Source organism: Tropicimonas sp. IMCC34043 (assembly GCF_003390845.1).
Taxonomy (GTDB): Bacteria; Pseudomonadota; Alphaproteobacteria; order Rhodobacterales; family Rhodobacteraceae; genus Tropicimonas.
Genome location: NZ_QMEK01000001.1, coordinates 187,017 through 211,573 on the forward strand (window position 1 = coordinate 187,017; position 24,557 = coordinate 211,573).

A 24,557-nucleotide genomic window follows, 5' to 3' on the forward strand; every position below is an offset into this window, starting at 1 on the left:
ATAGTTTAATGCCAAACTATCCTGTCAATGCGGAGGGGCCGAGATGGCAGCACAGACTTTCGACATGATCGTGATCGGCGCCGGTCCCGGCGGCTATGTTGCGGCAATCCGTGCAGCGCAGCTGGGACTGAACGTTGCCTGCGTGGAACGCGAGAACCTGGGCGGGATCTGCCTGAACTGGGGCTGCATTCCGACCAAGGCGCTGTTGCGCTCGGCCGAGGTGTTTCACCTGATGCACCGCGCCAAGGAATTCGGCCTGAAGGCCGATGCGATCGGCTATGACATCGACGCGGTGGTCAAGCGCTCGCGCCAGGTCGCAGGCCAGTTGTCGGCAGGCGTCAAGGGCCTGCTGAAGAAGAACAAGGTCACGGTCGTCATGGGCGAGGCGACGCTGACCGCGCCCGGCAAGGTCTCGGTCAAGACCGAGAAGGGGACCGAGGAGCTGGCGGCGAAGAATATCGTGCTGGCGACAGGGGCACGGGCGCGCGACCTGCCGGGGCTCGAGGCCGACGGCAAGCGGGTCTGGTCCTACCGTCATGCGTTGAAGCCGCCGCATATGCCGAAAAAGCTGCTGGTCATCGGATCGGGCGCCATCGGCATCGAATTCGCCAGCTTCTTCAACACGCTCGGCGCCGACACGACGGTGGTCGAGGTGCTCGACCGTGTGCTGCCCGTCGAAGATGTCGAGATCTCGACCTTCGCCAGGAAGGCCTTCACCAAGCAGGGGATGAAGATCCTCGAAAAATCCACCGTGAAACAGCTCGACCGGTCCGCCGACAAGGTCGTCGCCCATGTCGAAACCGGCGGCAAGGTCGAGAAGATCGAGGTCGATACGGTCATTTCGGCCGTCGGCATCGTCGGCAATGTCGAAGGGCTGGGGCTGGAGGCGCTGGGGGTCAAGGTCGACCGCACCCATGTGGTGACGGATGAATACTGCCGCACCGGGGTCGAAGGGCTTTACGCCATTGGCGACATCGCCGGTGCGCCGTGGTTGGCCCACAAGGCAAGCCACGAGGGCGTCATGGTCGCCGAACTGATCGCCGGCCAGCACCCGCATCCGATCAAGCCTGGCAGCATCGCGGGCTGCACCTATTGCCATCCGCAGGTCGCCAGCGTCGGCATGACCGAGGCCAAGGCCAAGGAAGCCGGCTACGAGGTGAAGGTCGGCAAGTTCCCCTTCATCGGCAATGGCAAGGCCATCGCGCTTGGCGAACCCGAGGGTCTGATCAAGACCGTGTTCGATGCCAAGACCGGCGAGCTTCTGGGAGCCCACATGATCGGCGCCGAGGTGACCGAACTGATCCAGGGCTATGTCATCGGCCGCACATTGGAGACCACCGAGGAAGACCTGTTCGAGACCGTCTTCCCGCATCCGACGCTGAGCGAGATGATGCACGAAAGCGCGCTCGACGCCTATGGCCGGGCAATCCACTTCTAGACTCCAATTGGTACAGTCACATCGACCCCGAGGGCGCCCCGCAACGGGCGCCCTCATCGCTTTTGACCGACATCGCATCGCGTTCCGGAACGGAATTGACGCTGCGGAGTTGTCTTTACTTGACGCCCCGCACGGTCGTGGCGCCAGATAATCCGAGCAACGGAGGAGATGACGATGATGACCCGCACCCTGTCTTTCATTTCAATTGGATTGCTTGTTTTGTCGACGGCAGCCGCCTGCACCGACAACAGGGGCGTCAACGCGGCGACCGGCGCGGCCATCGGCGGCCTCGCGGGCAACCAGTTCGGCAGCGGCCAGGGCAAGACCGCGATGACCGTCGCTGGCGCCGCCACCGGCGCCGTGATCGGGGCGAATGCCCGCTGAAAGCGGTTGGAATGCCGCGCAGTAGCCAATCGACGGGGATTTCCCTGTCCGGTCCGGCCGGGCAGGGGATAAGTGGGGCCGGATATTGCCGAGCGTCGTTGCGTCTCGTTTCAGATGCTTGACGGTGCTGCCAGTAGGGTTACGACAGGCCACTGGCAATGGAGACCCAATAATCATGACTCGAGCTATCCCCTTTTTCGTCCTCGGACTGCTGGCCCTTTCGACGGCGGCCTGCACCGATAACCAGGGTATCAATGCGGCGACCGGCGCGGCCCTCGGCGGCCTCGCGGGCAACCAGTTCGGCAGCGGCCAGGGCAAGACCGCGATGACCGTCGCAGGCGCGGCGGCCGGTGCTGCCATCGGCGCAAATGCCCGCTGACCTGCCGACAGGGGGCGTTCCGTCCTCCGAGGGCTAGACTTAGGCCTCCATCCTGCCCCTGCCGGGTGGAGGCCCCGCGCGGCAACATATGCCTGACTTTTGGCCTGTGTCGGCCAATCGGCGGTAACAGGCCGGTGCTTCTGCCCTGAGTTTACTCTTTGTTCTCATTTTCCGATTGGAGAATCCGCCCGGCTCGCCTATGTCTGGCGCTATCGTCACGGGGTGAGCCATGGCCGAACAGAAGTTCATCGAGGTTCGCGGGGCGCGCGAACACAATCTTAAGAACATCGACGTGGACATTCCGCGCGACCAGCTGGTGGTGATCACCGGGCTTTCCGGGTCGGGCAAGTCCAGCCTTGCCTTCGACACGATCTATGCCGAGGGCCAGCGGCGCTATGTCGAAAGCCTGTCGGCCTATGCGCGCCAGTTCCTCGACATGATGGAAAAGCCCGATGTGGATCACATCAGCGGCCTGTCCCCGGCAATCTCGATCGAACAGAAGACGACCTCGAAGAACCCGCGCTCGACCGTCGGCACGGTGACGGAGATCTACGACTATCTCCGGCTGCTGTTTGCCCGCGTCGGCACGCCGTACAGCCCCGCGACCGGGCTGCCGATCGAGGCGCAGCAGGTGCAGGACATGGTCGACCGGGTTCTGGCGCTGCCCGAGGGCACGCGCGGATACCTGCTGGCGCCCATCGTGCGCGACCGCAAGGGCGAATACCGCAAGGAAATGCTGGATCTGCGCAAGCAGGGGTTCCAGCGGGTCAAGGTGAATGGCGAGTTCTACGAGCTCGACACGCCGCCGAAGCTCGACAAGAAGTTCCGCCACGATATCGACGTGGTGGTCGACCGGATCGTCGTGCGCGAAGGGCTGGAATCCCGGCTTGCCGATAGTTTTCGCACCGCGCTCGATCTGGCCCAAGGCATTGCGATTCTCGAAACCGCGCCGGCCGAGGGCGAGCCGGAACGCATCACCTTCTCCGAGAACTTCGCCTGTCCGGTCTCGGGCTTTACCATCCCCGAGATCGAACCGCGGCTGTTTTCCTTCAACGCCCCCTTCGGTGCCTGCCCCGTGTGCGACGGGTTGGGGATGGAGCTGTTCTTCGACGAGCGCCTCGTCGTGCCCGACCAGACGCTGACGATCGCCGACGGCGCGCTGGCACCCTGGCGCAAGGGCAAGTCGCCCTATTTCCTGCAGACCATCGAGGCGATGGCGCGGCACTATGGCTTCAAGCCCTCGTCGCGCTGGAAGGACCTGTCCGAGAAGGTGCAGAACGCATTCCTGCGCGGTTCCGGCGAGGAAGAGATCGAGTTCCGCTATGACGAGGGTGGCCGGGTCTATCAGGTGACGCGCAGCTTCGAGGGGGTGATCCCCAACATGGAGCGGCGCTATCGCGAGACCGACAGCAACTGGATCCGCGAGGAATTCGAACGCTATCAGAACAACCGTCCCTGCGCGGCCTGTAGCGGGTTCCGGCTGCGCCCCGAGGCGCTGGCGGTCAAGATCGCGGGCCTGCACGCGGGTCAGGTGGTGCAGATGTCGATCCGCGACGCCTTCGCCTGGATCGGCACGGTGCCCGAGGCGCTGACCGCACAGAAAAACGAGATCGCCCGCGCCATCCTGAAAGAGATCCGCGAGCGGCTGGGGTTTCTCAACAATGTCGGGCTCGAATACCTGACGCTGGCGCGCAACGCAGGCACCCTGTCCGGGGGCGAAAGCCAGCGGATCCGTCTGGCCAGCCAGATCGGATCGGGGCTGACCGGCGTGCTCTATGTGCTCGACGAACCCTCGATCGGGCTGCATCAGCGCGACAACGACCGGTTGCTGGGGACACTCAAGAACCTGCGCGATCAGGGCAACACGGTGATCGTGGTCGAGCATGACGAGGAAGCGATCCGCGAGGCCGATTATGTGTTCGACATCGGCCCCGGCGCCGGGGTCCACGGCGGACGGGTGGTGTCGCACGGCACGCCCGCGACGATTGCCGAGGATCCGGGCTCGATCACCGGCCAGTACCTGTCAGGCGCCCGCGAGATTGCGGTGCCCGCAAAACGGCGCACCGGCAACGGCAAGAAGCTGACGGTGGTGAAGGCGACCGGCAACAACCTGAAGGACGTGACCGCCGATTTCCCGCTGGGCAAGTTCGTCTGCGTCACCGGCGTCTCGGGCGGCGGCAAGTCCACCCTGACCATCGAAACCCTGTTCAAGACCGCCTCGATGCGCCTGAACGGCGCGCGCCAGACCCCGGCGCCCTGCGAGACGATCAAGGGAATGGAACTGCTCGACAAGGTGATCGACATCGACCAGCGCCCCATCGGGCGCACGCCGCGATCCAACCCCGCCACCTATACCGGCGCCTTCACCCCGATCCGCGACTGGTTCGCGGGCCTGCCCGAGGCCAAGGCGCGCGGCTACAAGCCCGGGCGGTTCAGCTTTAACGTCAAGGGCGGACGCTGCGAGGCCTGTCAGGGCGACGGCGTCATCAAGATCGAGATGCACTTCCTGCCCGACGTCTATGTGACCTGCGAGACCTGCCATGGCGCGCGCTACAACCGTGAGACGCTGGAGGTGAAGTTCAAGGGCAAAAGCATCGCCGATGTGCTTGATATGACAGTGGAAGATGCGCAGGTGTTTTTCCAGGCCGTGCCCTCGATCCGCGAGAAGATGGATGCGCTGGTGCGGGTCGGGCTCGGCTATGTCAAGGTTGGCCAGCAGGCGACGACATTGTCGGGCGGCGAGGCGCAGCGGGTGAAGCTGAGCAAGGAGCTTGCCCGGCGCTCGACCGGCCGCACGCTCTATATCCTCGACGAGCCGACCACGGGGCTGCATTTCGAAGACGTTCGCAAGCTGCTCGAAGTGCTCCACGAACTGGTCGATCAGGGCAATACGGTGGTGGTGATCGAACACAACCTCGACGTCATCAAGACCGCCGACTGGATCATCGACATCGGTCCCGAGGGCGGCGATGGCGGCGGCACGGTGGTGGCGACCGGCACGCCCGAGCAGGTGGCCGACGTGGCCGCAAGCCATACCGGGCACTATCTGAAACCGATGCTCGAGGCTGCGCGGCGGGTGGCGGCGGAGTAGCGCCGGATTGGGCCGAGGGCCCGCCCGCCCGTCGTCGATGCCGTTTGGCATCTTCTCCCGTCGGGCCGGGCGCGCTGCGCGCGCCGACGTCCAGGGCTGCGTTTGGGCGCAGCCGCTGTGGGGCACAGGTGGCGCCGCGGGAGCAGGGCCTTTGACATGGCGCCTGAAATCCCGGCCGATCCGCCGTGATGGTGTTGAAGTTCCGGGCAGGCCATCTGCGTCGCCTCGTCCGGCGGTACCGGGAGCGCGGGCCTGACTTGCAACCGTCCCGGGCCGGGCTCAGACTTGGCCGAAGCGGGTGGAATTGACCGGGGACAGGCTGCAATGAGCGAAAGCGAGGACTGGCAAGACGGCGGTTGCCATTGCGGGACAGTGCGTTTCCGGGTGCGGCTGACCGACGGGATGAAGACGGCGCGCCGCTGTTCGTGTTCCATGTGCCGTATGCGCGGCGCAATTTCGGTGTCGGCGCCCGTCGACGGGTTGGAAATCGTGAAGGGCGAAGACCACCTGACGCTTTACCAGTTCAACACCGGCGTCGCGAAACACTACTTCTGTGCCGTCTGCGGGATCTACACCCACCATCAGCGTCGGTCGAACCCCAATGAACTGGGGATCAACGTGGCGTGCCTCGACGGTGTCAGCCCCTTCGATTTCCCAGAAGTGCCGGTGCTCGACGGCATCAACCACCCCTGCGATGCCCCGAAGGGCCGGGGGGTGTCTGGGGTGATGCGGTTCATCCCGGATTGAGTTCCATCCCGGTCTGTCTGTTGCCGAAGCGCGCGGGCGGGATCAGTTCAGCAGATCGGCAATCGCGCCCATGAGGTTCATCACCTTGTTGGTCTGCGGGTCGATCCGATAGATATAATCGCCAACGACGACATAATTGCCATTACGGTCCAGCCGATAGCGTCCGGGGTCGCGGACAAGGATATAGTCGTGGTCGATCCGGTCACCCTGCCGATACTGCGGTGGTGCCTTGGCTTGGCCCGGTGGCACGCAGGCCGGCGATTTCTTGGCGAGACCCGGGGGGCAGCCATTGGGCGAGGCCTGCGACAGTCCGGGAAACAGACCGATGGCCAGAAGGATCGCGGCAAGACCGGCGGTGGTTTTCATGGGTGAGCCTTTCATGACGGCGTCTGATGCAAGGACAACGTTCCGGACCGGCACATTGTTCCGCCGGTCCTCGACCGCCTGGCCCCAGACGGCCGATGGCGCCACCGCCGCACGGGGATCTGCCCGGCGGCGGCGCCCGATCTGACCTCAGCTGAACGGACGGCCGCGTTTCTCGAAGCGCGGCAACATGGCCGAGAAGTCCTTTTCGCCGCCGCTCTCGACCTCGACAAAGGTCTCGTAGAGCCGGGTTGCGGCAAGCCCCAGCGGCGTGTCGGCATCGACCGCCTCGGCGGCCTGCTGGCTTAGCCGCAGATCCTTCAGCATCAATGCGGCGGCAAATCCGGGCTTGTAGTCATTGTCGGCAGGCGAGGTCGGACCGACGCCCGGGGCAGGGCAATAGACATTCATCGACCAGGAATAACCCGAAGAGGTCGAGACCACGTCGAACATCTTCTGCCGGTCGAGTCCCAGCTTGTCGGCCAGCGCAAAGGCCTCGCACGTGGCAATCATGGTGACGCCAAGGATCATGTTGTTGCAGATCTTGGCGGCCTGTCCGGCACCGGCATCACCGCAGTGCACAGCCTTCTGGCCCATCACCTCGAACAGCTGCACGACCTTGGCGAATGCCTGCTCGGGGCCACCGGCCATGAAGGTCAGTGTACCGGCGGTGGCGCCGCCGACCCCGCCCGAGACCGGGGCGTCGATCGCCATCAGCCCGGCCTCCGTGGCAGCCTTGGCCACGGCACGGGCGCTGTCGACATCGACGGTCGAGCAATCGAGGTGAATTGCCTCTTGCGACATCACCGGGTGGATCTCGGCGGCGACGCTGCGCAGGATCTTGCCGTTCGGCAGCATGGTGATCACGACATCGGCGCCGTTTGCGGCGTCAGTTGCCGCCTCGGCGGGGGTGACCCCCTCGGGACAGGGCGCGGTCAGGTCGAAACCGGTGACCTGATAGCCTGCCTTGGCCAGATTGGCCGCCATCGGCGCGCCCATGTTCCCCAACCCGATGAATCCGATCTTCATGGTTTCTCTCTCCCCTTCGAACTTCAACTCGTCTTGGCCGAGCGGGGCGAGCATTGCCAGCACCGTCTCGGGCGTCACCTCTTTCATGCCATAGCGCCAGACCGGCTTGCGGTCCTTGTCGATGATCGCGGCGCGGATGCCTTCGAGAAAGTCCGCCTGTTCGAGCGCACGCCAGGTAAAGCGGTATTCGTGGCGCAGGGCATTGCGGATGCCGCTGCGGCCGCTGCGCAGGGCGCGGATCAATTCGAGCGCGCAGGCCATCGAAAGCGGCGAGCCGCGCAGCAGCGCCTTGCGCGCGGCGACGGTAAATTCAGTGTCCGCCGCGTTGAGGCTTGCGAGGATGGTGGCAAGATCGCCGCCGGCGAAATGCCGGTCGATCTCGTCTGCCGCGGCAGCCAGCGGCCCGACCGCGAGGGGCTCGGTCGCGGCGGCGATCAGGCCGGGCTCGCCGGTCTGTTCCAGCCGGTCGATCAGCCCGGGCCAGGCATCCTGCGGCACGAAGCTGTCGGCAAAGCCTGCACGGATCGCATCTGCCGGACCCATACGGGCGCCTGTGGTGCCAAGGTATTCACCCAGCCGTCCCGGTGCACGCGACAACAGCCGGGTACCGCCGACGTCCGGGATCAGGCCGATGCCGCATTCCGGCATGGCGATCTGGCTGGTCTCGCCGACCACCCGGTGCGAGCCGTGGCAGCCAAGCCCGACCCCGCCGCCCATGGTGAAACCCTGCAGAAAGCTGACCACCGGCTTGGGATACAGGGCAATCCGGGCGTTCATGTTGTATTCGTCGTGCCAGAACCGGCGGCCATAGCCATAATCGCCTGCCCGGCCCGTGGCATAGATTTCGGCAATGTCGCCACCGGCGCAGAATGCCTTCTCGCCCTCGGCGTCGATCACGACCAGCGCCACCTCGCGGTCCACAGCCCAGGCTTTCAGGGCCCGGTCGATCTGCAGGCACATGTCATAGCTCATGGCATTCAGCGCGCCCGGGCGGGTCAGGGTGATACGGCCGGCGCGGCCGGAAGTGCGGATGGATACGTCGGTCATGTCCTGCCCAGCAGTTGGCGCGCCACGATCAGGCGCATGATCTCGTTGGTGCCTTCAAGGATCTGGTGCACGCGCAGATCGCGCACGATCTTCTCGATCCCGTAGTCGGCCAGATAGCCATAGCCGCCATGAAGCTGCAGGCACTGATCGGCGACCCGGCTGCCGGCCTCGGTCACGAATTTCTTGGCCATGGCGCAAAAGGCGACGGCGTCGGGCGCTGCCTGGTCGAGCTTCCAGGCCGCCTGACGCAGGAAGGTGCGCGCCGCCTGCAGCTCGATCTCCATGTCGGCCAGACGGAACTGCAACGCCTGAAACTGGTCGATGGACTGGCCAAAGGCCTTGCGCTCACGCATGTAGCCGAGCGTCGCGTCGAGCGCCGCCTGCGCCGCGCCGAGCGAACAGGCCGAGATGTTCAGCCGCCCGCCGTCGAGCCCGGCCATGGCATAGGCGAACCCGCGCCCCTCCTCGCCCAGCAGGTTCCCGGCCGGGACCGGGCAGGCATCGAGCTGCACCTGCCGTGTCGGCTGGCTTTTCCAGCCCATCTTGTCCTCGAGCCCGCCGAACGAGAGCCCCGCGGTTCCGGCCTCGACCACCAGCGCCGAGATGCCTTTCGGACCATCCGCCCCGGTGCGGGCCATGACCACATAGGCATCCGAATAGCCGCCGCCCGAGATGAAGGCCTTGGTGCCCGTCACCTCGAACCCCTCGTTGGTCCGCACGGCCCGGGTCCTCAGCGCCGCCGCGTCCGAGCCCGAGGCCGGTTCGGTCAGGCAATAGGACAGCACCGTATCCATCGATACGGCGCCCGGCAGGAAGCGCGCCTTCAGTGCCTCGGAGCCATAGCGGTCGATCATCGCCGCGCACATGTTGTGGATCGAGAGAAACGCCGCGACCGAGGGGCAGGCCATGCTGAGCGCTTCGAACACCAGCGTGGCGTCAAGCCGGCTCAGCCCCGATCCGCCGTTGTCCTCGGAGACATAGAGCCCGCCGAACCCCAGTTCGGCAAGCCGCGGCCAAAGCTCGCGCGGGATCGTGCCCTCGGATTCCCAGCGACGGGCGAAGGGCGCGATATGTTCCGCGCCAAAGGCGCGCGCCATGTCGAATATGGCGGATTGCTCTTCAGAAAGTGCGAAGTCCATTTGCCTCCTCCCAGAGCCGTCAGAACCTTGAAACGCGCTCAAGGTCCGACGGGGAGGGGCCGGGTGCAAGGGGAAACCGCGCCGGTTGGCCTTGCGGAAATCCCCCTGCGGCGGGTTACATCAGCCGCACCTGCGTGCCGATCTCGACCAGCGCGTAAAGCTCGGCGACTTGTTCGTTGTAAAGCCCGATGCATCCCGACGACGACGGGCGGCCGATCTTGCGGGTGTCGTGGGTCCCGTGGATCAGATAGGCGGGCCAGGTCAGGTACATGGCGTGGGTTCCCAGCGGATTGCCGGGGCCGGGGGCGACATAGCGCGGCAGGTTCGGGTCATGTTCCAGCATGCTCGGGGTCGGGCGCCAGTCCGGCCCGACCTTCTTGCGCACCACTTCGGTATAGCCGCGACGGGTCAGTTCCTCGCTCAGCGGCACCGAGGTCGGATAGATGCGATAGGTCTCGCCGTCGCCACTCCAATAGTGCAGGGCGCGGCTGTCGATGTCGCACAGGATTGCGCCGTTGTTCAGCGCCTCGAAATGGTCCTGCCAGTTCCGGCTCTGGAAGCTCGAGATATTGCGGCTGGCGCCGGTATCGGGGCGATAGTTCGGATCGACCGGGGCAAATTCCTGGGTCGGGTTGTCGGTGGTGGGATAGTTCTGGGCGCGGGCCAGCATTGGGGCGGCAAGGATCGGCAGGGTGCCAATGCCGGCCAGCAGGCGGCGGCGGGAAAGGGAGAAGGTCATGCGAATAGTCCTGTTCAGCTGCTCGAGTCGCTTTGATCTTTTTTCGTGAATATGTCAGATCGCAATATTTTTTCCAGCCTCGACAGCGCGGTGCACGTGGTCGTGAAGATACGTGTGGTCAGTCCGCCGATCCGTCAAGGGCAGTGTGGCCCTCAATCGTCAGGCGGTATTCGCCACGAGAGACGCGCTCGAACCAGCCATAGGGATCGGTCGCCATCATCCGCGTTGCCGCAGCGACCCCCGTCGCCCCGGCAACCTCGGCGCCGCGGCTTGGCCCTGCCGCGGCCAGATGTGCCGCCAGCCGCAGCGCGTCCTGGCGATAGGCGCTGATCAGCGGCCCGCGTGCCTTGCCGCCGATATTCGGATCGCCCTCGCGGCGGGCGAATTCGCGCAGCAGCAGGCCCTGCCGTCGGGCGGATTTGCGGGGCCGGAACGGGGCGGGGTCTAGGTGGACCTGCACATGGCCGTCGCGCAGCCGCACCGTCATCAGGCCCAGCCCCAGCCGCCGGCACAGCCCCAGATTGCGGCGCAGTGCCAATTGGAACGGGCGGCCCCCGCCGTGCGGCACCGCCAGATAGACCGCGTCGGTCACGGCCTGGCGCGCAATGCCCTGATGGAACAACGTCAGCGAGAACCCGGCCTTCAGTTCCACGATCACCGGCACCTTTTCACCCGGGCGCAGCCCGACCACGTCAGCGCCGACGACCTCGGCCTTGACCTCGAAGCCCTGCGCCTCCAGCAACGCCTTGACCGGGGCGTAAAGTTCGGTTTCCGCCACCCGTGGCGCCATCACAAATCCTCGTGGAATGCGTCGATCAGGTGGCGGACCACGGCGCGCATCGCCTGTTCGGGGTCGTCGCCCGCGGCCAGCCGCTCGGCGCGGACGGCACGCTGGCGGTCGGCGCTGTTGCCGCGGGCGACCAGCGCCGGAACCGCCTCGATCTCGGGCAGGCATCCCAGCGCCTCGGCGTCTTCGGCAAGGATCTCGACGATCTCTTGCGCCAGATCGGCAAACGACACGATCTCGTGGCGGCCGAAGTCGATCAGCCCTTCGTTGACGCCATAACGCTGTGCCCGCCAGCGGTTTTCGCCGATCAGCACCGGGTCATAGATCCGCCACCGCTGGTTGCGGGCCGCAAGCCGCCACAGCATCCGGGTAAAGCACTGGCTCAGCGCCGCCACGATCAGCGTGTCCTCGACCCGGGTCGGCACGTCGCAGATCCGGGTCTCGATGGTCGGAAACCGGGACGAGGGGCGCAGATCCCACCAGATCTTGCTGGCATCCTCGATCACGCCAAGCTCGATCAGGATGCCGGTCGTGCGTTCGAACTCGGCCCAGGAGTTCAGCCGCGGCGGCAGCCCGGTGCGGGGCAGGTTGTCGAACACCGTCAGCCGATAGGAGGAAAGCCCGGTGTCCTGCCCCATCCAGAACGGCGAGGAGCACGACAGCGCCAGCAGATGCGGCAGGAAATAGCTGAGCTGATTCATCAGGTCGATGCGGACAGACTGGTTTTCGATCCCGACATGGACGTGCATGCCGCAGATCAGAAGCCGCCGCGCGACGCCCGCCAGCGCCTGTTCCAGTTCGTTATAGCGGGTCTTGTCGGTATGGATCTGCTGTTTCCAGTCGGCGAACGGGTGGCACGAGGCCGCGATCGGCGCCAGCCCGTGGCGAGCGGCGCAGCGCGCGACCGTGGCGCGCAGATGCTTCAGGTCGTTGCGGGCTGCGCCGACATCGGCGCAGACCTTGGTGCCGACCTCGATCTGGCATTGCAGGAACTCTGGGCTGACCTGGCCCTGGATCGCGTCGGCGCATTGCTCGATCAGCGCCTCTGGGGCATTGGCCAGTTCCAGCGTCTCGGCATCGACCAGCAGGTATTCCTCCTCGATCCCGAGGCTGAGGGCGGGGTCCTTGTGTGGCATCTGCTCCTCCCCCTGCGGCACCCTCGTGCCATGGCGCCGGTAAAAGGTGGCAGAGCGGCCCACCGTGCGCAAGACGGTCCCGGTTGGAATGCCGCCCGGGATCGGTTAGGCCGAGGCATGGGCGAGAGCGAAAGGAACGACATGCTGATTGCAGTGGGGGCGATCACCCGTCGGCGGCCGAAGATGTTCGGCGATCTGCTGGACAGCTTTGCCCGGATGCGCCGGCCCGATGGCGCGCGCCTGATCTTTGTCTTCGCCGAGAACGACACCGAGTTTGGCGTGACAGACCAGATCGAGGCGTTTCGCGCGCAGGTCCCCGAGGACGTGCGGCTGGAGCTGGAACCGCGGCCGGGCATCCCCATGGGCCGCAACAAGGTGCTCGACATGGCGCTGGAGGCCGGTGCCGATTTCCTGACCTTTGTTGACGACGACGAGGTGGTGACCGAGGACTGGCTGGTCGAACTGATCGCAGGGGTCGAGGCGCGCGCGCTCGATCTTGCCGGTGCGCCGGTGCAGCTGATCGCGCCCGAGGGCGCGATGACGGGCTGGAACGAGGCGGTGCTGAAGCATCTGCAATACCGCTCGGACCGCCGCAACAGGGATCGCCGCCGGATGGTCGCGGATGGCACCGAGGGCGAGATGAACATCTACACCAACAACTGGTGCCTGCGGCTTGCCACGCAGCGCCGGCTTGGCGTGCGGTTCGACGAAGCGCTGCAGTATACCGGCGGTTCGGATACACGCTTCAGCCTCGACATGAAGGCGGCGGGCGGCCGCATCGGCTGGGTCCCTGACGCCGTTGTCGAGGAACCGACGCCGCAAAAGCGGCTGACTCTGACCTATCACTACAAACGCGCCCGCGATCAGGCGACCAATGCGGTAATCCTGAACCGCAAGGACCCGGTGCGCAGCGTGCTGCAGGGGGTGATGCGGATCGTCGATGCGATCCTTCTGGTCATCGCATTCCCCGTGACCGGCAAGTACGGCATCGCCAAGGCCGCGCACAAGCTTGGCATCGCCATGGGCCGGTTTCGCGGCGTCTTTGGCGCCACCAGCAGCCATTATGATCCGGACGCGTCCAAGTTTCATACCGAAAAGGCGAAGTGAGGCGGGGCGGACCACCGGATCTGACCTGACCGCCACGCGATCGCCGCCCCTGTCCGTCATTGCGGACCGGCTCCACCGGCACTTTCATGGTGCCGGGGCGCAGGCACTGCCGGTCCGGTTCGGCAGCCATGCCAAAGGGAACGCTTGACATATTGGCGCCGATGCCCCACTTGGGCCGTGACGCTGCGCTGCCGCGTGAGCAAGCCGTGCCCCGACAGGGGGACATCAGCGCACCAAATACCTCCAGTTCCCATTCACGCAGGGTTCTCGACGCAAGGCCGGACAGGGTGGGAAACGCTCCCCTGGTCTCGAGGTCGGGCGGACCCCACGTGCGCCGCGCATCTGCGCGGCCATGCGATATTTCTGCGCGGGCCGTTGGGCCGGTGCGGACTCAGAAGGATAACACTTGTTCGATTTCGACATGCTCGGCCTGACACCGACACTCAACGAGGCGCTGAAGCGCGCCGGCTTTACCGAACCGACCCCGATCCAGAACCAGGCAATTCCGCTGGCGCTGCAAGGGCATGACATTCTCGGCCTTGCCCAGACCGGCACCGGCAAGACGCTGGCCTTCGGTCTGCCGCTGGTCGACCACCTGCTGGCCGAACCGGGCAAACCCGCGCCCAAGACCGCCAAGGCCCTGATCCTTGCGCCGACCCGCGAGCTGGTGAACCAGATTGCCGACAACCTGCGCGTGCTGACCGACGGATCCCGGATCCGGGTCACGACCGTTGTGGGCGGGCAATCGATCATCCGGCAGATCAACGTGCTGTCGCGTGGCGTCGACATCCTGGTGGCAACGCCTGGCCGGCTGATGGACCTGATGGACCGCGGTGCGGTCGATCTGGGCAGCGTGCGCCATCTGGTGCTGGACGAGGCCGACCAGATGCTGGACCTCGGCTTCATTCACGCCCTGCGCAAGATCGCCCCGCGCCTTGGCACCCCGCGCCAGACCATGCTGTTCTCGGCCACCATGCCGAAGCAGATGGAGGAGCTGAGCCGTGCCTATCTGAAGGATCCGCGCCGCGTGCAGGTCGCGCCTCCGGGCAAGGCGGCCGACAAGGTTTCTCAGTCGGTCCATTTCGTCGGCCGGGCCGACAAGCTTGTGAAGCTGCGCGAGATCCTGTCGCGGGACCGCGAGGCGCTGACGCTGGTGTTCACCCGCACCAAGCACGGGGCTGAAAAGCTGATGAAGACCCTCGTGTCCGAAGGCTTCAACGCCACCTCGATCCACGGCAACAAGAGCCAGGGTCAGCGGGACCGGGCGATCAAGGCGTTCCGCGATGGCACGGTGAAGACCGTCGTTGCGACCGACGTTGCGGCGCGCGGCATCGACATTCCGGGCGTTGCCTATGTGGTCAACTACGACCTGCCCGAGGTGCCGGACAACTATATCCACCGGATCGGCCGGACCGCGCGTGCGGGTCTGGAAGGCGAGGCGATTGCGTTCTGTTCGGTCGACGAGATCGATCAGCTGCGCCAGATCGAAAAGCTGATGAAGATCGAGATCCCGGTTGCCAGCGGCACCCGTCCGACCGGAACCAGTGCCAGCAATGGTGCCGAGAAGTCCGGCCGCGGTCCCCGCGCGCCGCAGCGTCGCGGTCAGAAACCGGCGCCCGCGAACTACTCGAAATCGCCGTCGGCGAAACCGAAGCGTCCGCGGCGTCGTCGCGCCGCCTGAGGATAGCGCCAGAGGAAATCGGGGGCGGGGCAGGGATCTGCCCCGCCCCTTTTCCATGCCCGGCCGCGGCGCTACAGGCTGCGCGCCACGGCCATTGCGGCCATCGCCGGCAGGCGCAGGACCTCGTGGACCTGCGCGACCCGCTCGGGCGTATAGTACTCTTCGGCATGCAGGATGTTCAGCGTCGCCACCAGATCGCCGCCAAGGATGATCGGCAGGTTCACCACCGATCCGCATCCGAGTTGCCCGATCAGCTCGGCATCGGGAAAGACCTGCGCGATCTCGGCCAGCGTGTTGGCGACGAAGGTCTCGTGCCGTCCGTGCACGATCTGAAACCAGGCGTCGATCTCGATCGGCTTGGTGCCCGAGGTCGGGTAATGCACCGCATCGTCGGTATAGGCGCGCCGCGCCAGCATCGCCGCCATGTCGACCGTCATTACCGTGACAAGCCGTGCCCCGACCGTCGCCTTGACCAGCGCACAGAGCGCGTCGAAGGCTTCGGTTTCGCTCGTCGCCTTGGACAGGGCCGATGCAAAGGCATCGAGCGCCGGGTTTGCGTTGGTCATGGCATGTCCTTCCGGTCCGGGTTGCCGCCGCTTGCGGCATAAAGTTCGCGCGCATAGGCGTCGGTAAACGATCCGTCATGCAGCGCGCTCGATGGCGCGATCTCGACAATCCGGCCTTTATTCATCACCGCCATGCGGTCGCACATGAAGCTGACGACGGGCAGGTTGTGGGTCACCATCAGATAGGTCAGGCCCTGCTCGCGGCGCAGCCGTTTCAGCAGGTTCAGGATCTCGGCCTGCACCGAGACGTCGAGCGCCGAGGTCGGTTCGTCAAGCAGCATCACCCGCGGCTCCAGCATCAGGGCGCGGGCGATGGCAACGCGCTGGCGCTGGCCGCCCGACAACTGGTGCGGAAACCGGAACCGGAACCGGCGGTCGAGCCCGACTGCGGCCAGCATCTCGATTACCTTCGCGTCGCGCTTGCCGATCCCGTTGATGGCCAGCGGCTCGGCCAGCGTCGTGTCGACGGTCTTGCGCGGATGCAGCGATCCATAGGGGTCCTGAAACACCATCTGGCAGCGGCTGGCAAAGCTGCGGTCGGGACGATGGCTGCGGGGGCTGTCCAGCACCGAAATCTCGCCGGTCCAGTCCGGGGCAAGGCCTGCGATGGCCTTCAGCACCGTCGACTTGCCCGACCCGCTTTCGCCGACCAGCGCAAAGCTCTCGCCCTCGGCAACCTCGAAGCTCGCGCCCTGCACGACCCGGACGTCGCCATAGGAAATATCGACGTTCTTCAGGGAAATCGCGCTCATGTCCCGCTCCATTCGCTGCGGTCGAGCACGGGAAGTTCGTCGCGCGTCTCCTCCATCCGCGGCACGGCGGCGATCAGCCCGCGGGTATAGGGATGGCTGGCATTCTGCAGCTCGCTTGCCGCACAGCTTTCCACCACCTCGCCGGCATTCATCACCAGAATCCGGTCGCAATAGCGCGCGACCAGCCCCAGATCGTGCGAGATCAGGATCAGCCCCATGCCGTTGTTGCGCACCAGTTCGTCGATCAGGTCGAGCACCTGCGCCTGTACCGAGACATCGAGCGCCGATGTCGGCTCGTCCGCGATCAGCAGATCGGGGCGGGGGATCAGCATCATGGCGATCATCACCCGCTGGCCCATGCCGCCCGAGACCTCGTGGGGATACATCCGTGCCACCCGTTCCGGATCGTGGATGCGCACCGCCTCCAGCATCTCGGTCACGCGCGCGCGCAGATCGCGCCGGGGCAGGCGTTCGTGCACCCTCAGCGCCTCGGCGATCTGGGCGCCGACGGTCATCACCGGGTTCAGCGAAAACTTGGGGTCCTGCATGATCATCGAGATCCGGGCGCCCCGCAACCGCCGCATGGCGCGTTCGCCCTGCGCCTGCAGGTCGATCCCGTCAAAGATCATCCGGTCGGCCGCCTGCCGTCCCGGCGGACGGATCAGCCGCAGGATCGCGCGCCCGGTCATCGACTTGCCCGACCCGCTTTCGCCGACGATCCCCAGCCGCTCGCGCCCGAGGGTAAGGCTCAGCCCCTTGACCACATCGACCCGGCCGTTGGGGGTGGGGAAGCTGACCCGCAGGTTGGCGATGTCAAGCAGCGGCGCGCTCATCGTTCGCCCGCCTGTTTGGGGTCGAGCACATCGCGCAACCCGTCGCCCAGAAGCGAAAAGCCAAGCGAGACCAGGATGATGGCGAATCCCGGCATGGTCGCGACCCACCATTGATCGAGGATGAAGCTGCGCCCGCGCGAGATCATCGCGCCCCATTCCGGCATCGGCGGCTGCGCCCCGAGGCCGAGAAACCCGAGGCCCGCCGCGGTCAGGATGATGCCGGCCATGTCGAGCGTCACCCGCACGATCATCGACGAGGTGCAAAGCGGCAGCACATGGCGAAAGATGATCCGCCCGTGCGAGGCACCCAGCAACCGGACGGCCGAGATGAATTCGGAATTGCGAAAGGTCATGGTCTCGGCCCGGGCGATGCGGGCATAGGCGGGCCAGGCGGTGATGGCGATGGCGATGATCGCATTCTCGATCCCCGGACCCAGCGCCGCAACGAAGGCAAGCGCCAGGATCAGCTTTGGCATCGACAGGAAGACGTCCGTTACCCCCATCAGCAGCCGGTCGGGCCAGCCGCCGAAATATCCTGCAACCGCGCCGACAATCAGCCCCAGAGGCGCCGAGATCACCGCGACCAGCGACACGATCATCAGTGTGATCCGCGAGCCATAGACGACGCGGCTGAAGATGTCGCGGCCAAGCTCGTCGGTGCCCATCCAGTGTTGGGGCGACGGCGGCTGCAACCGGTTGGCAAGGTCCTGCCCGAACGGGGTTTCCGGGGCGATCCAGGGCGCAAAGGCGGCGGTCAGGATCAGCCCGAGGATGATCGCTGCGCCAACGACGGCCAGCGGGTTGCGCAGCAGCGTCGTACCCATCCGCCAGGCCCGGCCAAGGTTGGCCTGCAGCCGCGAGGCGGGGCTGTCGTCGAGAAGCCAGTCGCGGGCGGTCATTGGCGGCTCCTCGGGTCGAGGACGCGATAGAGCACGTCCGATAGCTTGTTGATCAGGATGAAGACCGAGCCGATGACCAGCGTCGCGCCCAGAACCGCGCTCATGTCGGCATTCAGCAGCGCCTGGGTCAGATAATTGCCGATCCCGGGCCAGCTGAACACCGTCTCGATCATCACCGAACCTTCGAGCAGCCCGGCATAGCTGAGCCCGATCACGGTGATCAGCGGCACCCGGATCGGTTTGAACGCATGCACCCAGATCACGCGCCATTCTGGCACGCCTTTCACCCTTGCGGTCGTGATATATTCCTGCCCGAGCTGGTCCAGCATGAAGCTGCGGGTCATGCGCGCAATATAGGCAAGGCTGAAAAAGCCGAGGATGGTGGCGGGCAATGCAAGGTGGTCGAGCGCGTTGAAGAACACCGTCCAGTTGCCGGCTATCGCGGAATCGACCAGCAAGAGCCCGGTATGCACCGGCACCAGCCCGTCATAGTAAATGTCGACCCGTCCCGGCCCCGCGACCCAGCCAAGCCCGGCATAGAATATCGCCAGCCCGACGAGGCCCAGCCAGAATGCCGGGATCGAATAGCCCAGCAGCGCAAAGACCCGGATCGCCTGATCGATCCAGCTTCCCTGCCGCGCCGCGGCCCAGACCCCCATCGGCACGCCCAACACCACGCCAATGAGGATGCCCAGCGTCGCCAGCTCCAGTGTTGCCGGGAAAACCCGCGCCAGATCGTCGGCCACGGGCCGGTTGGTGGTGATCGAATGACCAAGATCGCCGCGAAGCACCTCGCCGACATAGGACAGGAACTGCACCGCCAGCGGCCGGTCGAGCCCCATGGCCGCGCGGGCGGTGTCGTATTGCGCCTGGCTTGCACGGTCGCCCACGACCGCCAGCACCGGATCGATCGGCACGACGCGGCCGATGAAAAAGGTGATCGCGAGCAACCCCAGAAAGGTCAGCGCTGTCACCACGACAAAACCGCCAAGCGCGCCCGCGCCACGGCCCAGCCGTCGCATCCTGATGCTGCCGCTGCCCAATGTCGCGCCCAACTCCTGATCCTGCTTGCCCCTGCTTAGGGAATTTTGCCCGGCCTTGCAAAAAATTTTGCCACAGCAAAAGTTTTTTTGTAGCTCTGGTGTCAGCTACAGGAGGTTCCCCGCGTTCATGGCAAAGCCAAAGCCCGAACCACAGCTTGGCCCGTCGATCCGCAGGCGGCGCAAACAGCTTGGCCTGACACTGCAGGCGGCCTGCGACCGCTCGGGCGTATCGGTCGGCTATCTCAGCCAGGTCGAGCGCGACAATGCCACGCCGTCACTGGGCACGCTGGCGCAGATCGCCGACGCGCTCGGGGTCGGGCTCGACTATTTCGTGGCCGCCCCGCGCCCCGCCGACAGCCTGACGCGGGCCGGCACCCGCCCGCAGTTTTCCCTCGCCGGGTCGACGATGAGCTATGAAAGCCTCGGCACCGATTTCCCCGGATCTGAACTGTCGAGCTTCATCCTGCATGTGCCGCCGGGCTTTGCCTCCGAACTCGTCAGCCACGAGGGGGAAGAGATCCTGTTCATCCTCGACGGCGAGATCGACCAGATGCTCGACAATCAGGTGATCCGCATGGGGCCGGGCGACAGCCTGCACTACAGCGGGCTCAGGCCCCATTCCTGGACGAACCCGACCGACCGTCCCGCACGGATCCTGTGGACCGGCACGCTTGCCGTGCTGCACCGGAAGGCCGGGATGGAACTGCCCGAAATGATCCCGAACGACGCAATGGCCTGACGACAGAATGCAGGCCGACCCAACAAGGAGACCCGAATGACCCTGCTCAGATCTGCCCTACTTGCCAGCGCGCTGGTGCTGCCGCTGGCGGGCACCGCCGCATTTGCCAAGACCCCCGACAACGTGCTGGTCGTCGCCCAGAACATCGACGACATCGTCGCCATCGACCCGGCGCAGGCCTATGAATTCACCTCTGGCGAACTGGTGACCAACCTCTATGACCGGCTGGTTCAGTACGATGCCGAGGACACGACCGTGCTGTCCCCCGGTATCGCCACGGAATGGGTCGCCGACGCGGACGCAAAGACCATCACCTTCACCCTGCGCGACGGCGCGAAGTTCACCTCGGGCAATCCGGTGACGGCCGCCGACGTGGTGTTTTCGCTGTCCCGCGTCATCAAGTTGAACCTCACCCCGGCCTTCATCCTCGCCCAGCTTGGCTGGACGCCCGAGAACATCGGCCAGATGGTGACGGCCGACGGCAACACGGTGACGATCCGTTATCAGGGCGACGTCTCGCCCGCCTTCGTGCTGAACGTGCTGGCGGCGCGTCCGGCCTCGATCGTCGACGCGGCGGTGGTGATGGCGCACGAGGAAAACGGCGACATGGGCAATGCCTGGCTCAATGCCAACGCCGCCGGGTCGGGGCCGTTCAAGCTCGACGCCTACACGCCCTCGCAAATGGTGCGGTTGAGCGCCAACCCCGATTACTTCAAGGGCGCGCCCAAGATGGAGAGCGTCATCATCCGCCATGTCGCCGAGGCCGCGACCCAGCAATTGCTGCTGGAACAGGGCGACATCGACCTGGCGCGCAACCTGACGCCCGACCAGATCGCCTCGCTCGGGTCTGAGTCGATCAAGGTCGAGACCTTCCCGCAAGCCGCCGTCCACTTCCTGTCCTTCAACCAGAAGATCGACAGCCTGACCGACCCGGCGGTTTGGGAGGCCGCGCGCTATCTGGTGAATTATGGCGGCATGGCCGACAGCTTCCTGAATGGCCAGATGGAGGTGCACCAGGCGTTCTGGCCCAAGGGCTTCCCCGGATCCTATGACGAGACGCCCTTCACCTATGACCCCGAGAAGGCAAAGCAGATCCTGTCGGATGCGGGCATCGAGACGCCGATCACCGTCACGCTCGACGTGATCAATGCCGCGCCTTTCACCGACATGGCCCAGTCGCTGCAGGCAAGCTTTGCCGACGCCGGCATCAATTTCGAGATCCTGCCCGGCACCGGCGCGCAGGTGATCACGAAATACCGCGAACGGACCCATCAGGCGATGCTGCTCTACTGGGGCCCGGATTTCATGGACCCGCATTCGAACGCCAAGGCCTTCGCCTATAACGCCGACAATTCGGACGACAATTATCAGGCAACGACCACCTGGCGGAACGCCTGGGCGGTGCCCGACGAGATGAACAAGGAAACGATGGCGGCGCTGTCCGAGACCGACCCCGAAAAGCGGCTGGAGATGTATCGGGACCTGCAGAAGAAGGTTCAGGAAAGCTCGCCCATCGTCATCATGTTCCAGGCGGCCTATCAGGTCGCGATGGACAAAAGCGTGACCGGCTATGTCAACGGCGCGACCTCGGATTACGTGTTCTACCGGCTGGTCGAAAAGAACTGATCCGTTTGTCTGAATGATCTCGGGCTGCCGGTGCGATCCGGCAGCCCGTTTCCGCCCCAGGAGAATGAAATGAGCGCCCCCGAAGTATTCCGCGACCGGCTGGCCCGATTGCGCGCCCGCATGGCCGAAACCGGCACCGATCTGGTCGTCCTCGGCCCGTCCCGCCACATGGTATGGCTGTCGGGTGTCAATCCGCATGGCGACGAACGTCCGGTGATGCTGCTGGTTTCGGCCACCCACGCGGGTTTCCTGATGCCGGCGCTGAACGTCGAGGCGGCGCGCAAGGCGACCGACCTGCCGTTCCGCACCTGGCGCGACGACGAGGGGCCCGAGGCGGCACTGGCCGCGCTGCTCTCCGACTGCGATGCGACCGGGCCGGGGCTGTCGGTGGTGCTGGACGAGACGATGCGCGCCGATTTCGCGCTGCGGCTGCTTGACGCCATGGAGGCGCCGCAGCGGCGGTTCACCGACGATACGGTCGGCATTCTGCGCGCCATGAAGGATGCGGGCGAATACGCCGCGCTGAAAGCATCGCACCTTTTGAACGACGAGGCGGTGCGCGCGGCCTTTGCTGCGCTCGAACCCGGCATCAGCGAGCGCGAGGTCCAGGGTCTGATCGCGGGGTACTACAAGTCCCACGGCGCGACGCTCGAATTCTGCTCGGTCTGCTTTGGCGCCAACGCGGCGTTTCCGCACCATTATTCCGGCGACACCCGGCTTGCCCCGGAGATGGCGGTGCTGATCGACACCGGCTGCCGGCTGGACGGCTATCCCTCGGACATGACACGCTGCGGCTGGTTCGGCGACACGCCCGATGCCGAATACCAGACCGTGTTCGCGACCGTCGAGGCCGCCGTTCAGGCCGCCCTTGCGGCGGCAAGGCCCGGCGTTGCGGCATCCGAGGTCGACCGCGCCGCGCGCGAGACCATTGCCGCGGCAGGTTACGGTGCGCAGTTCCTGCACCGCACCGGCCACGGGCTTGGGCTCGATATCCACGAGCCGCCCTATATCACCGCCACATCGGACCGGATCCTGGCCGAAGGCAACGTGTTCTCGATCGAACCCGGGATCTATCTGAAGGGTCGGTTCGGCGTGCGTCTGGAAGAAATCGTCATCCTGCGCGCCGAGGGCGCCGAGGTGTTCTCGGAGATGCCGCGCGACATGGTGCGGCTGCCCTGAGCGGAGCCGGGACCGGCCTAGATCCGGGCCCGTCGCAGCGTTTGCGACGGCATTTCGTCGAAACGGGCGCGATAGGCGACGGAAAAACGACCGAGATGGCTGAACCCGCTTTGCAGGGCGATGTCCGTGACCGACATGGAGGGATCGGCCGCGACCAGCTGGCGACGTGCCGCCTCCAGCCGGATCTCGGTCAGCATCTGGTGCGGGGTCTGGGTCCAGATCTCGCGGAATGACGTCTCGAGCGTGCGGACGCCGACCCCGCAGGCCTCGGCCACATCCGCCATCGTCACGATTTCGGCGAAGTGTTCCCGCATGAACGCGATGGCCTTGCGGACATGCCGGTTGCCGGCCCGCCCGTCGCCCGCCGACGGCAGGTCGATGGCGCCGACCGAGCACAGCAATTCGATCATCTTCTCGCTCAGCAGCCGGTTCCAGGACCGGTGGGCCGCGGCCTGCATCAGCCTTGGGGCGCCGCTCGACACGTGGTCATGAAGATCGCAGGCAAGCGCGATCAGCGCGCCCGCCTCGGCCGACGTGGTCCCCGAGACCGTCAGGGCAAGACCGTCGAGCCCGCGCTGCCGTCGCGGATGCAGCCCGAAGCGCGCCGCCGTCTCGGCAAGTTCGCTGCGCGGGATCACCAGCGGGATGCCGACGAAATGCGGCGCGCCGGCGGTTTCGACCCGTGTCTGCCGCCGGTTGGGGGAAAAGAACAGCGCCTGTCCCGGCCGTGCGCTGCAGACATTGCCGCCGGTCGTGACCGAATTGACGCGCCCGGCACGTGGCACGACCAGCGTCGCGCCGTTCGGTTCGGTGACGGTCGCATCGTGCCCCGTCGAGATTACCTCCCCCACCCCGATATTGCCCACGAAATAGCGTCTGATCTCGATCCTCACGCGCTCGACCTCGTGCGGGTCAAGATCGCTTGGCATGGAAAACAGAGTACTCCGCCGATCCGGCAGAAGATCGTTCTCGACGGCCAGGATCTGTCTGAAATGAGTCATTGCCCTCAACTGACGTCATTGCAGAAGATACTATCCGTGGAAAAGGCGCACGTCGATCCATTGGATCGGGAGACCGCATTTTTGACTTCGGCAGGACGGGGCGAGGCGAGACACTCGGGATTCCGGCCCTTGCCCGCGACAGCGATCACCCGCGGCGCCCGGATACGGACGCCGTTCAGCCTGCGAAGAACCCCTTCAGGCCGGTCAGGGCGAACTGCAGCCCCATGGCGATGATGATGAGGCCCATATAGCGGCTTTTCATGTCGCTGGCGAGGCTGGGCTTGCCCGATCCCGGCCGGTAGGCTGCCAGCACCAGCACGCCCCAGGTCACCGCCGTCACGATCAGAATCGCGACAACGGCCGTCACGGGCACCGGGCCGCGCCGGTGGGCGGCGACAATCGTCATCACCCCTGTGATTGTGCCGGGGCTGGCCGCGAACATCACCAGGCGGGCGATATTGGGGGACCCGGGCGCCTGCGCCGCTGTCCCGTCAGCATCGGCCAGCGGGGTCGAGGGCGAGGCCGACCCCTGCATCATCGAGACACCGATGAACGCCAGCACCGCGCCGCCCGCGACCGAAAAGGCGTCGAGCGAGATCCCGAAAACCTTCAGCAGCGGGGCGCCGACGAAGGCCGCCATCAGCAGCACGGCCGCGACCGTCGGCATCGCCGAAGACGCGGTGCGGATCGCGACAGCTCGGCTTTGCCCCGCGACAATGCCCGTGAACATCATCGCGCAGACCATGGGATTGACGAGCGAGAACAGCGTGGCAATGGCCTGAAGGTGTTGCGACAAGGGCAGGACGGGACTCCGGAATTATCGGCAGGCGGTCAGACTGCGGTACAATGTGG

23 protein-coding genes and 1 pseudogene are annotated in these 24,557 nt (G+C 65.7%); 10 read left to right on the forward strand and 14 right to left on the reverse strand.

Translation table 11 applies throughout. The features are described from left to right. Positions 1 to 43: 43 nt before the first annotated feature. The 5 genes from lpdA to DQG17_RS00840 all read left to right on the forward strand — a co-directional run bounded on the left by lpdA (position 44) and on the right by DQG17_RS00840 (position 6,039). Positions 44 to 1,438: a dihydrolipoyl dehydrogenase gene (lpdA, locus tag DQG17_RS00820; RefSeq protein ID WP_116130866.1), complete on the forward strand. Its 1,395-nt coding sequence runs from the start codon at positions 44 to 46 to the stop codon at positions 1,436 to 1,438. 174 nt (positions 1,439 to 1,612) lie between these two features. After that, on the forward strand, positions 1,613 to 1,822 hold the full coding sequence (locus tag DQG17_RS00825; protein WP_232829284.1) for a glycine zipper 2TM domain-containing protein: 210 nt from the start codon (positions 1,613 to 1,615) through the stop codon (positions 1,820 to 1,822). A 175-nt stretch (positions 1,823 to 1,997) separates the two neighbouring features. Further along, positions 1,998 to 2,201, forward strand: a complete 204-nt coding sequence (locus DQG17_RS00830; protein WP_116130867.1) for a glycine zipper 2TM domain-containing protein — start codon at positions 1,998 to 2,000, stop codon at positions 2,199 to 2,201. 229 nt (positions 2,202 to 2,430) lie between these two features. Further along, positions 2,431 to 5,292 carry an excinuclease ABC subunit UvrA gene (gene uvrA, locus DQG17_RS00835; RefSeq protein ID WP_116130868.1) on the forward strand — a complete coding sequence of 954 codons (2,862 nt, stop codon included), beginning with the start codon at positions 2,431 to 2,433 and terminating at the stop codon, positions 5,290 to 5,292. A gap of 324 nt (positions 5,293 to 5,616) precedes the next feature. Next, complete coding sequence (locus DQG17_RS00840; RefSeq protein WP_116130869.1) at positions 5,617 to 6,039, forward strand: GFA family protein; 423 nt, start codon at positions 5,617 to 5,619, stop codon at positions 6,037 to 6,039. Between the two features lie 42 nt (positions 6,040 to 6,081). Here DQG17_RS00840 and DQG17_RS00845 read toward each other — a convergent pair whose 3' ends face one another. The 7 genes and pseudogenes from DQG17_RS00845 to DQG17_RS00870 all read right to left on the reverse strand — a co-directional run bounded on the left by DQG17_RS00845 (position 6,082) and on the right by DQG17_RS00870 (position 12,279). Continuing rightward, positions 6,082 to 6,405 (reverse strand): excinuclease ABC subunit A, encoded by a 324-nt coding sequence (locus DQG17_RS00845; protein WP_116130870.1) that lies wholly within the window; start codon positions 6,403 to 6,405, stop codon positions 6,082 to 6,084. 147 nt (positions 6,406 to 6,552) lie between these two features. Further along, positions 6,553 to 7,431: a 3-hydroxyisobutyrate dehydrogenase gene (mmsB, locus tag DQG17_RS22115; RefSeq protein ID WP_369908008.1), complete on the reverse strand. Its 879-nt coding sequence runs from the start codon at positions 7,429 to 7,431 to the stop codon at positions 6,553 to 6,555. Positions 7,432 to 7,494: 63 nt separating this feature from the next. After that, positions 7,495 to 8,478: pseudogene (locus DQG17_RS22120) on the reverse strand (enoyl-CoA hydratase/isomerase family protein); the annotation flags it as partial. Next, entirely contained in the window at positions 8,475 to 9,617 is a 1,143-nt protein-coding gene (locus DQG17_RS00855) for an acyl-CoA dehydrogenase family protein (protein ID WP_116130872.1), read from the reverse strand. The pseudogene DQG17_RS22120 and the gene DQG17_RS00855, both read right to left, overlap by 4 nt. A 115-nt stretch (positions 9,618 to 9,732) precedes the next feature. Beyond that, on the reverse strand, positions 9,733 to 10,356 hold the full coding sequence (locus DQG17_RS00860) for a L,D-transpeptidase (protein ID WP_116130873.1): 624 nt from the start codon (positions 10,354 to 10,356) through the stop codon (positions 9,733 to 9,735). A 118-nt stretch (positions 10,357 to 10,474) separates the two neighbouring features. Then, positions 10,475 to 11,146 (reverse strand): DUF2161 domain-containing phosphodiesterase, encoded by a 672-nt coding sequence (locus tag DQG17_RS00865; RefSeq protein WP_198666000.1) that lies wholly within the window; start codon positions 11,144 to 11,146, stop codon positions 10,475 to 10,477. Further along, positions 11,146 to 12,279, reverse strand: a complete 1,134-nt coding sequence (locus DQG17_RS00870; RefSeq protein WP_116130874.1) for a carboxylate-amine ligase — start codon at positions 12,277 to 12,279, stop codon at positions 11,146 to 11,148. Before DQG17_RS00870 ends, DQG17_RS00865 begins: the two co-directional genes overlap by 1 nt. 141 nt (positions 12,280 to 12,420) lie before the next feature. Between DQG17_RS00870 and DQG17_RS00875 the strand changes: the two genes are divergently transcribed. Both DQG17_RS00875 and DQG17_RS00880 read left to right on the forward strand, forming a co-directional pair. Beyond that, positions 12,421 to 13,386 carry a glycosyltransferase family 2 protein gene (locus DQG17_RS00875; protein ID WP_198666001.1) on the forward strand — a complete coding sequence of 322 codons (966 nt, stop codon included), beginning with the start codon at positions 12,421 to 12,423 and terminating at the stop codon, positions 13,384 to 13,386. Positions 13,387 to 13,792: 406 nt separating this feature from the next. After that, positions 13,793 to 15,067 (forward strand): DEAD/DEAH box helicase, encoded by a 1,275-nt coding sequence (locus DQG17_RS00880; protein WP_116130876.1) that lies wholly within the window; start codon positions 13,793 to 13,795, stop codon positions 15,065 to 15,067. Positions 15,068 to 15,138: 71 nt separating this feature from the next. On the opposite strand, the gene DQG17_RS00885 is transcribed toward DQG17_RS00880, so the two are convergent. Genes DQG17_RS00885 through DQG17_RS00905 form a run of 5 tightly spaced genes read right to left on the reverse strand, consistent with a single transcriptional unit; the run spans position 15,139 to position 19,139 of the window. Beyond that, positions 15,139 to 15,633: a GAF domain-containing protein gene (locus DQG17_RS00885; RefSeq protein ID WP_116130877.1), complete on the reverse strand. Its 495-nt coding sequence runs from the start codon at positions 15,631 to 15,633 to the stop codon at positions 15,139 to 15,141. Continuing rightward, complete coding sequence (locus DQG17_RS00890; RefSeq protein ID WP_116130878.1) at positions 15,630 to 16,385, reverse strand: ABC transporter ATP-binding protein; 756 nt, start codon at positions 16,383 to 16,385, stop codon at positions 15,630 to 15,632. Before DQG17_RS00890 ends, DQG17_RS00885 begins: the two co-directional genes overlap by 4 nt. After that, positions 16,382 to 17,218 carry an ABC transporter ATP-binding protein gene (locus tag DQG17_RS00895; RefSeq protein ID WP_116130879.1) on the reverse strand — a complete coding sequence of 279 codons (837 nt, stop codon included), beginning with the start codon at positions 17,216 to 17,218 and terminating at the stop codon, positions 16,382 to 16,384. The genes DQG17_RS00890 and DQG17_RS00895 overlap by 4 nt, the downstream gene beginning before the upstream one ends. Then, complete coding sequence (gene nikC / locus DQG17_RS00900) at positions 17,215 to 18,117, reverse strand: nickel transporter permease (RefSeq protein WP_116130880.1); 903 nt, start codon at positions 18,115 to 18,117, stop codon at positions 17,215 to 17,217. The genes DQG17_RS00895 and nikC overlap by 4 nt, the downstream gene beginning before the upstream one ends. Further along, on the reverse strand, positions 18,114 to 19,139 hold the full coding sequence (locus DQG17_RS00905) for an ABC transporter permease (RefSeq protein WP_116132515.1): 1,026 nt from the start codon (positions 19,137 to 19,139) through the stop codon (positions 18,114 to 18,116). The genes nikC and DQG17_RS00905 overlap by 4 nt, the downstream gene beginning before the upstream one ends. Before the next feature lie 148 nt (positions 19,140 to 19,287). Here DQG17_RS00905 and DQG17_RS00910 point away from each other — a divergent pair, with 148 nt between their 5' ends. From DQG17_RS00910 to DQG17_RS00920, 3 genes are all read left to right on the forward strand, one after another. Continuing rightward, the gene (locus tag DQG17_RS00910; protein WP_116130881.1) at positions 19,288 to 19,899 is read left to right on the forward strand and encodes a helix-turn-helix domain-containing protein; all 612 of its coding nucleotides are present in this window, start codon (positions 19,288 to 19,290) and stop codon (positions 19,897 to 19,899) included. Positions 19,900 to 19,935: 36 nt separating this feature from the next. Continuing rightward, positions 19,936 to 21,525 carry an ABC transporter substrate-binding protein gene (locus DQG17_RS00915; RefSeq protein WP_116130882.1) on the forward strand — a complete coding sequence of 530 codons (1,590 nt, stop codon included), beginning with the start codon at positions 19,936 to 19,938 and terminating at the stop codon, positions 21,523 to 21,525. A 69-nt stretch (positions 21,526 to 21,594) separates the two neighbouring features. After that, positions 21,595 to 22,704, forward strand: coding sequence for a Xaa-Pro peptidase family protein (locus DQG17_RS00920; RefSeq protein WP_116130883.1), 1,110 nt, complete (start codon positions 21,595 to 21,597; stop codon positions 22,702 to 22,704). 17 nt (positions 22,705 to 22,721) lie between these two features. Here the strand turns inward: DQG17_RS00920 and DQG17_RS00925 are convergent, their stop codons facing one another. Together DQG17_RS00925 and DQG17_RS00930 are read right to left on the reverse strand one after the other, a co-directional pair. Further along, positions 22,722 to 23,705 (reverse strand): AraC family transcriptional regulator, encoded by a 984-nt coding sequence (locus tag DQG17_RS00925; RefSeq protein WP_116130884.1) that lies wholly within the window; start codon positions 23,703 to 23,705, stop codon positions 22,722 to 22,724. A gap of 175 nt (positions 23,706 to 23,880) precedes the next feature. Further along, on the reverse strand, positions 23,881 to 24,501 hold the full coding sequence (locus tag DQG17_RS00930) for a MarC family protein (RefSeq protein WP_116130885.1): 621 nt from the start codon (positions 24,499 to 24,501) through the stop codon (positions 23,881 to 23,883). Positions 24,502 to 24,557 lie beyond the last annotated feature (56 nt).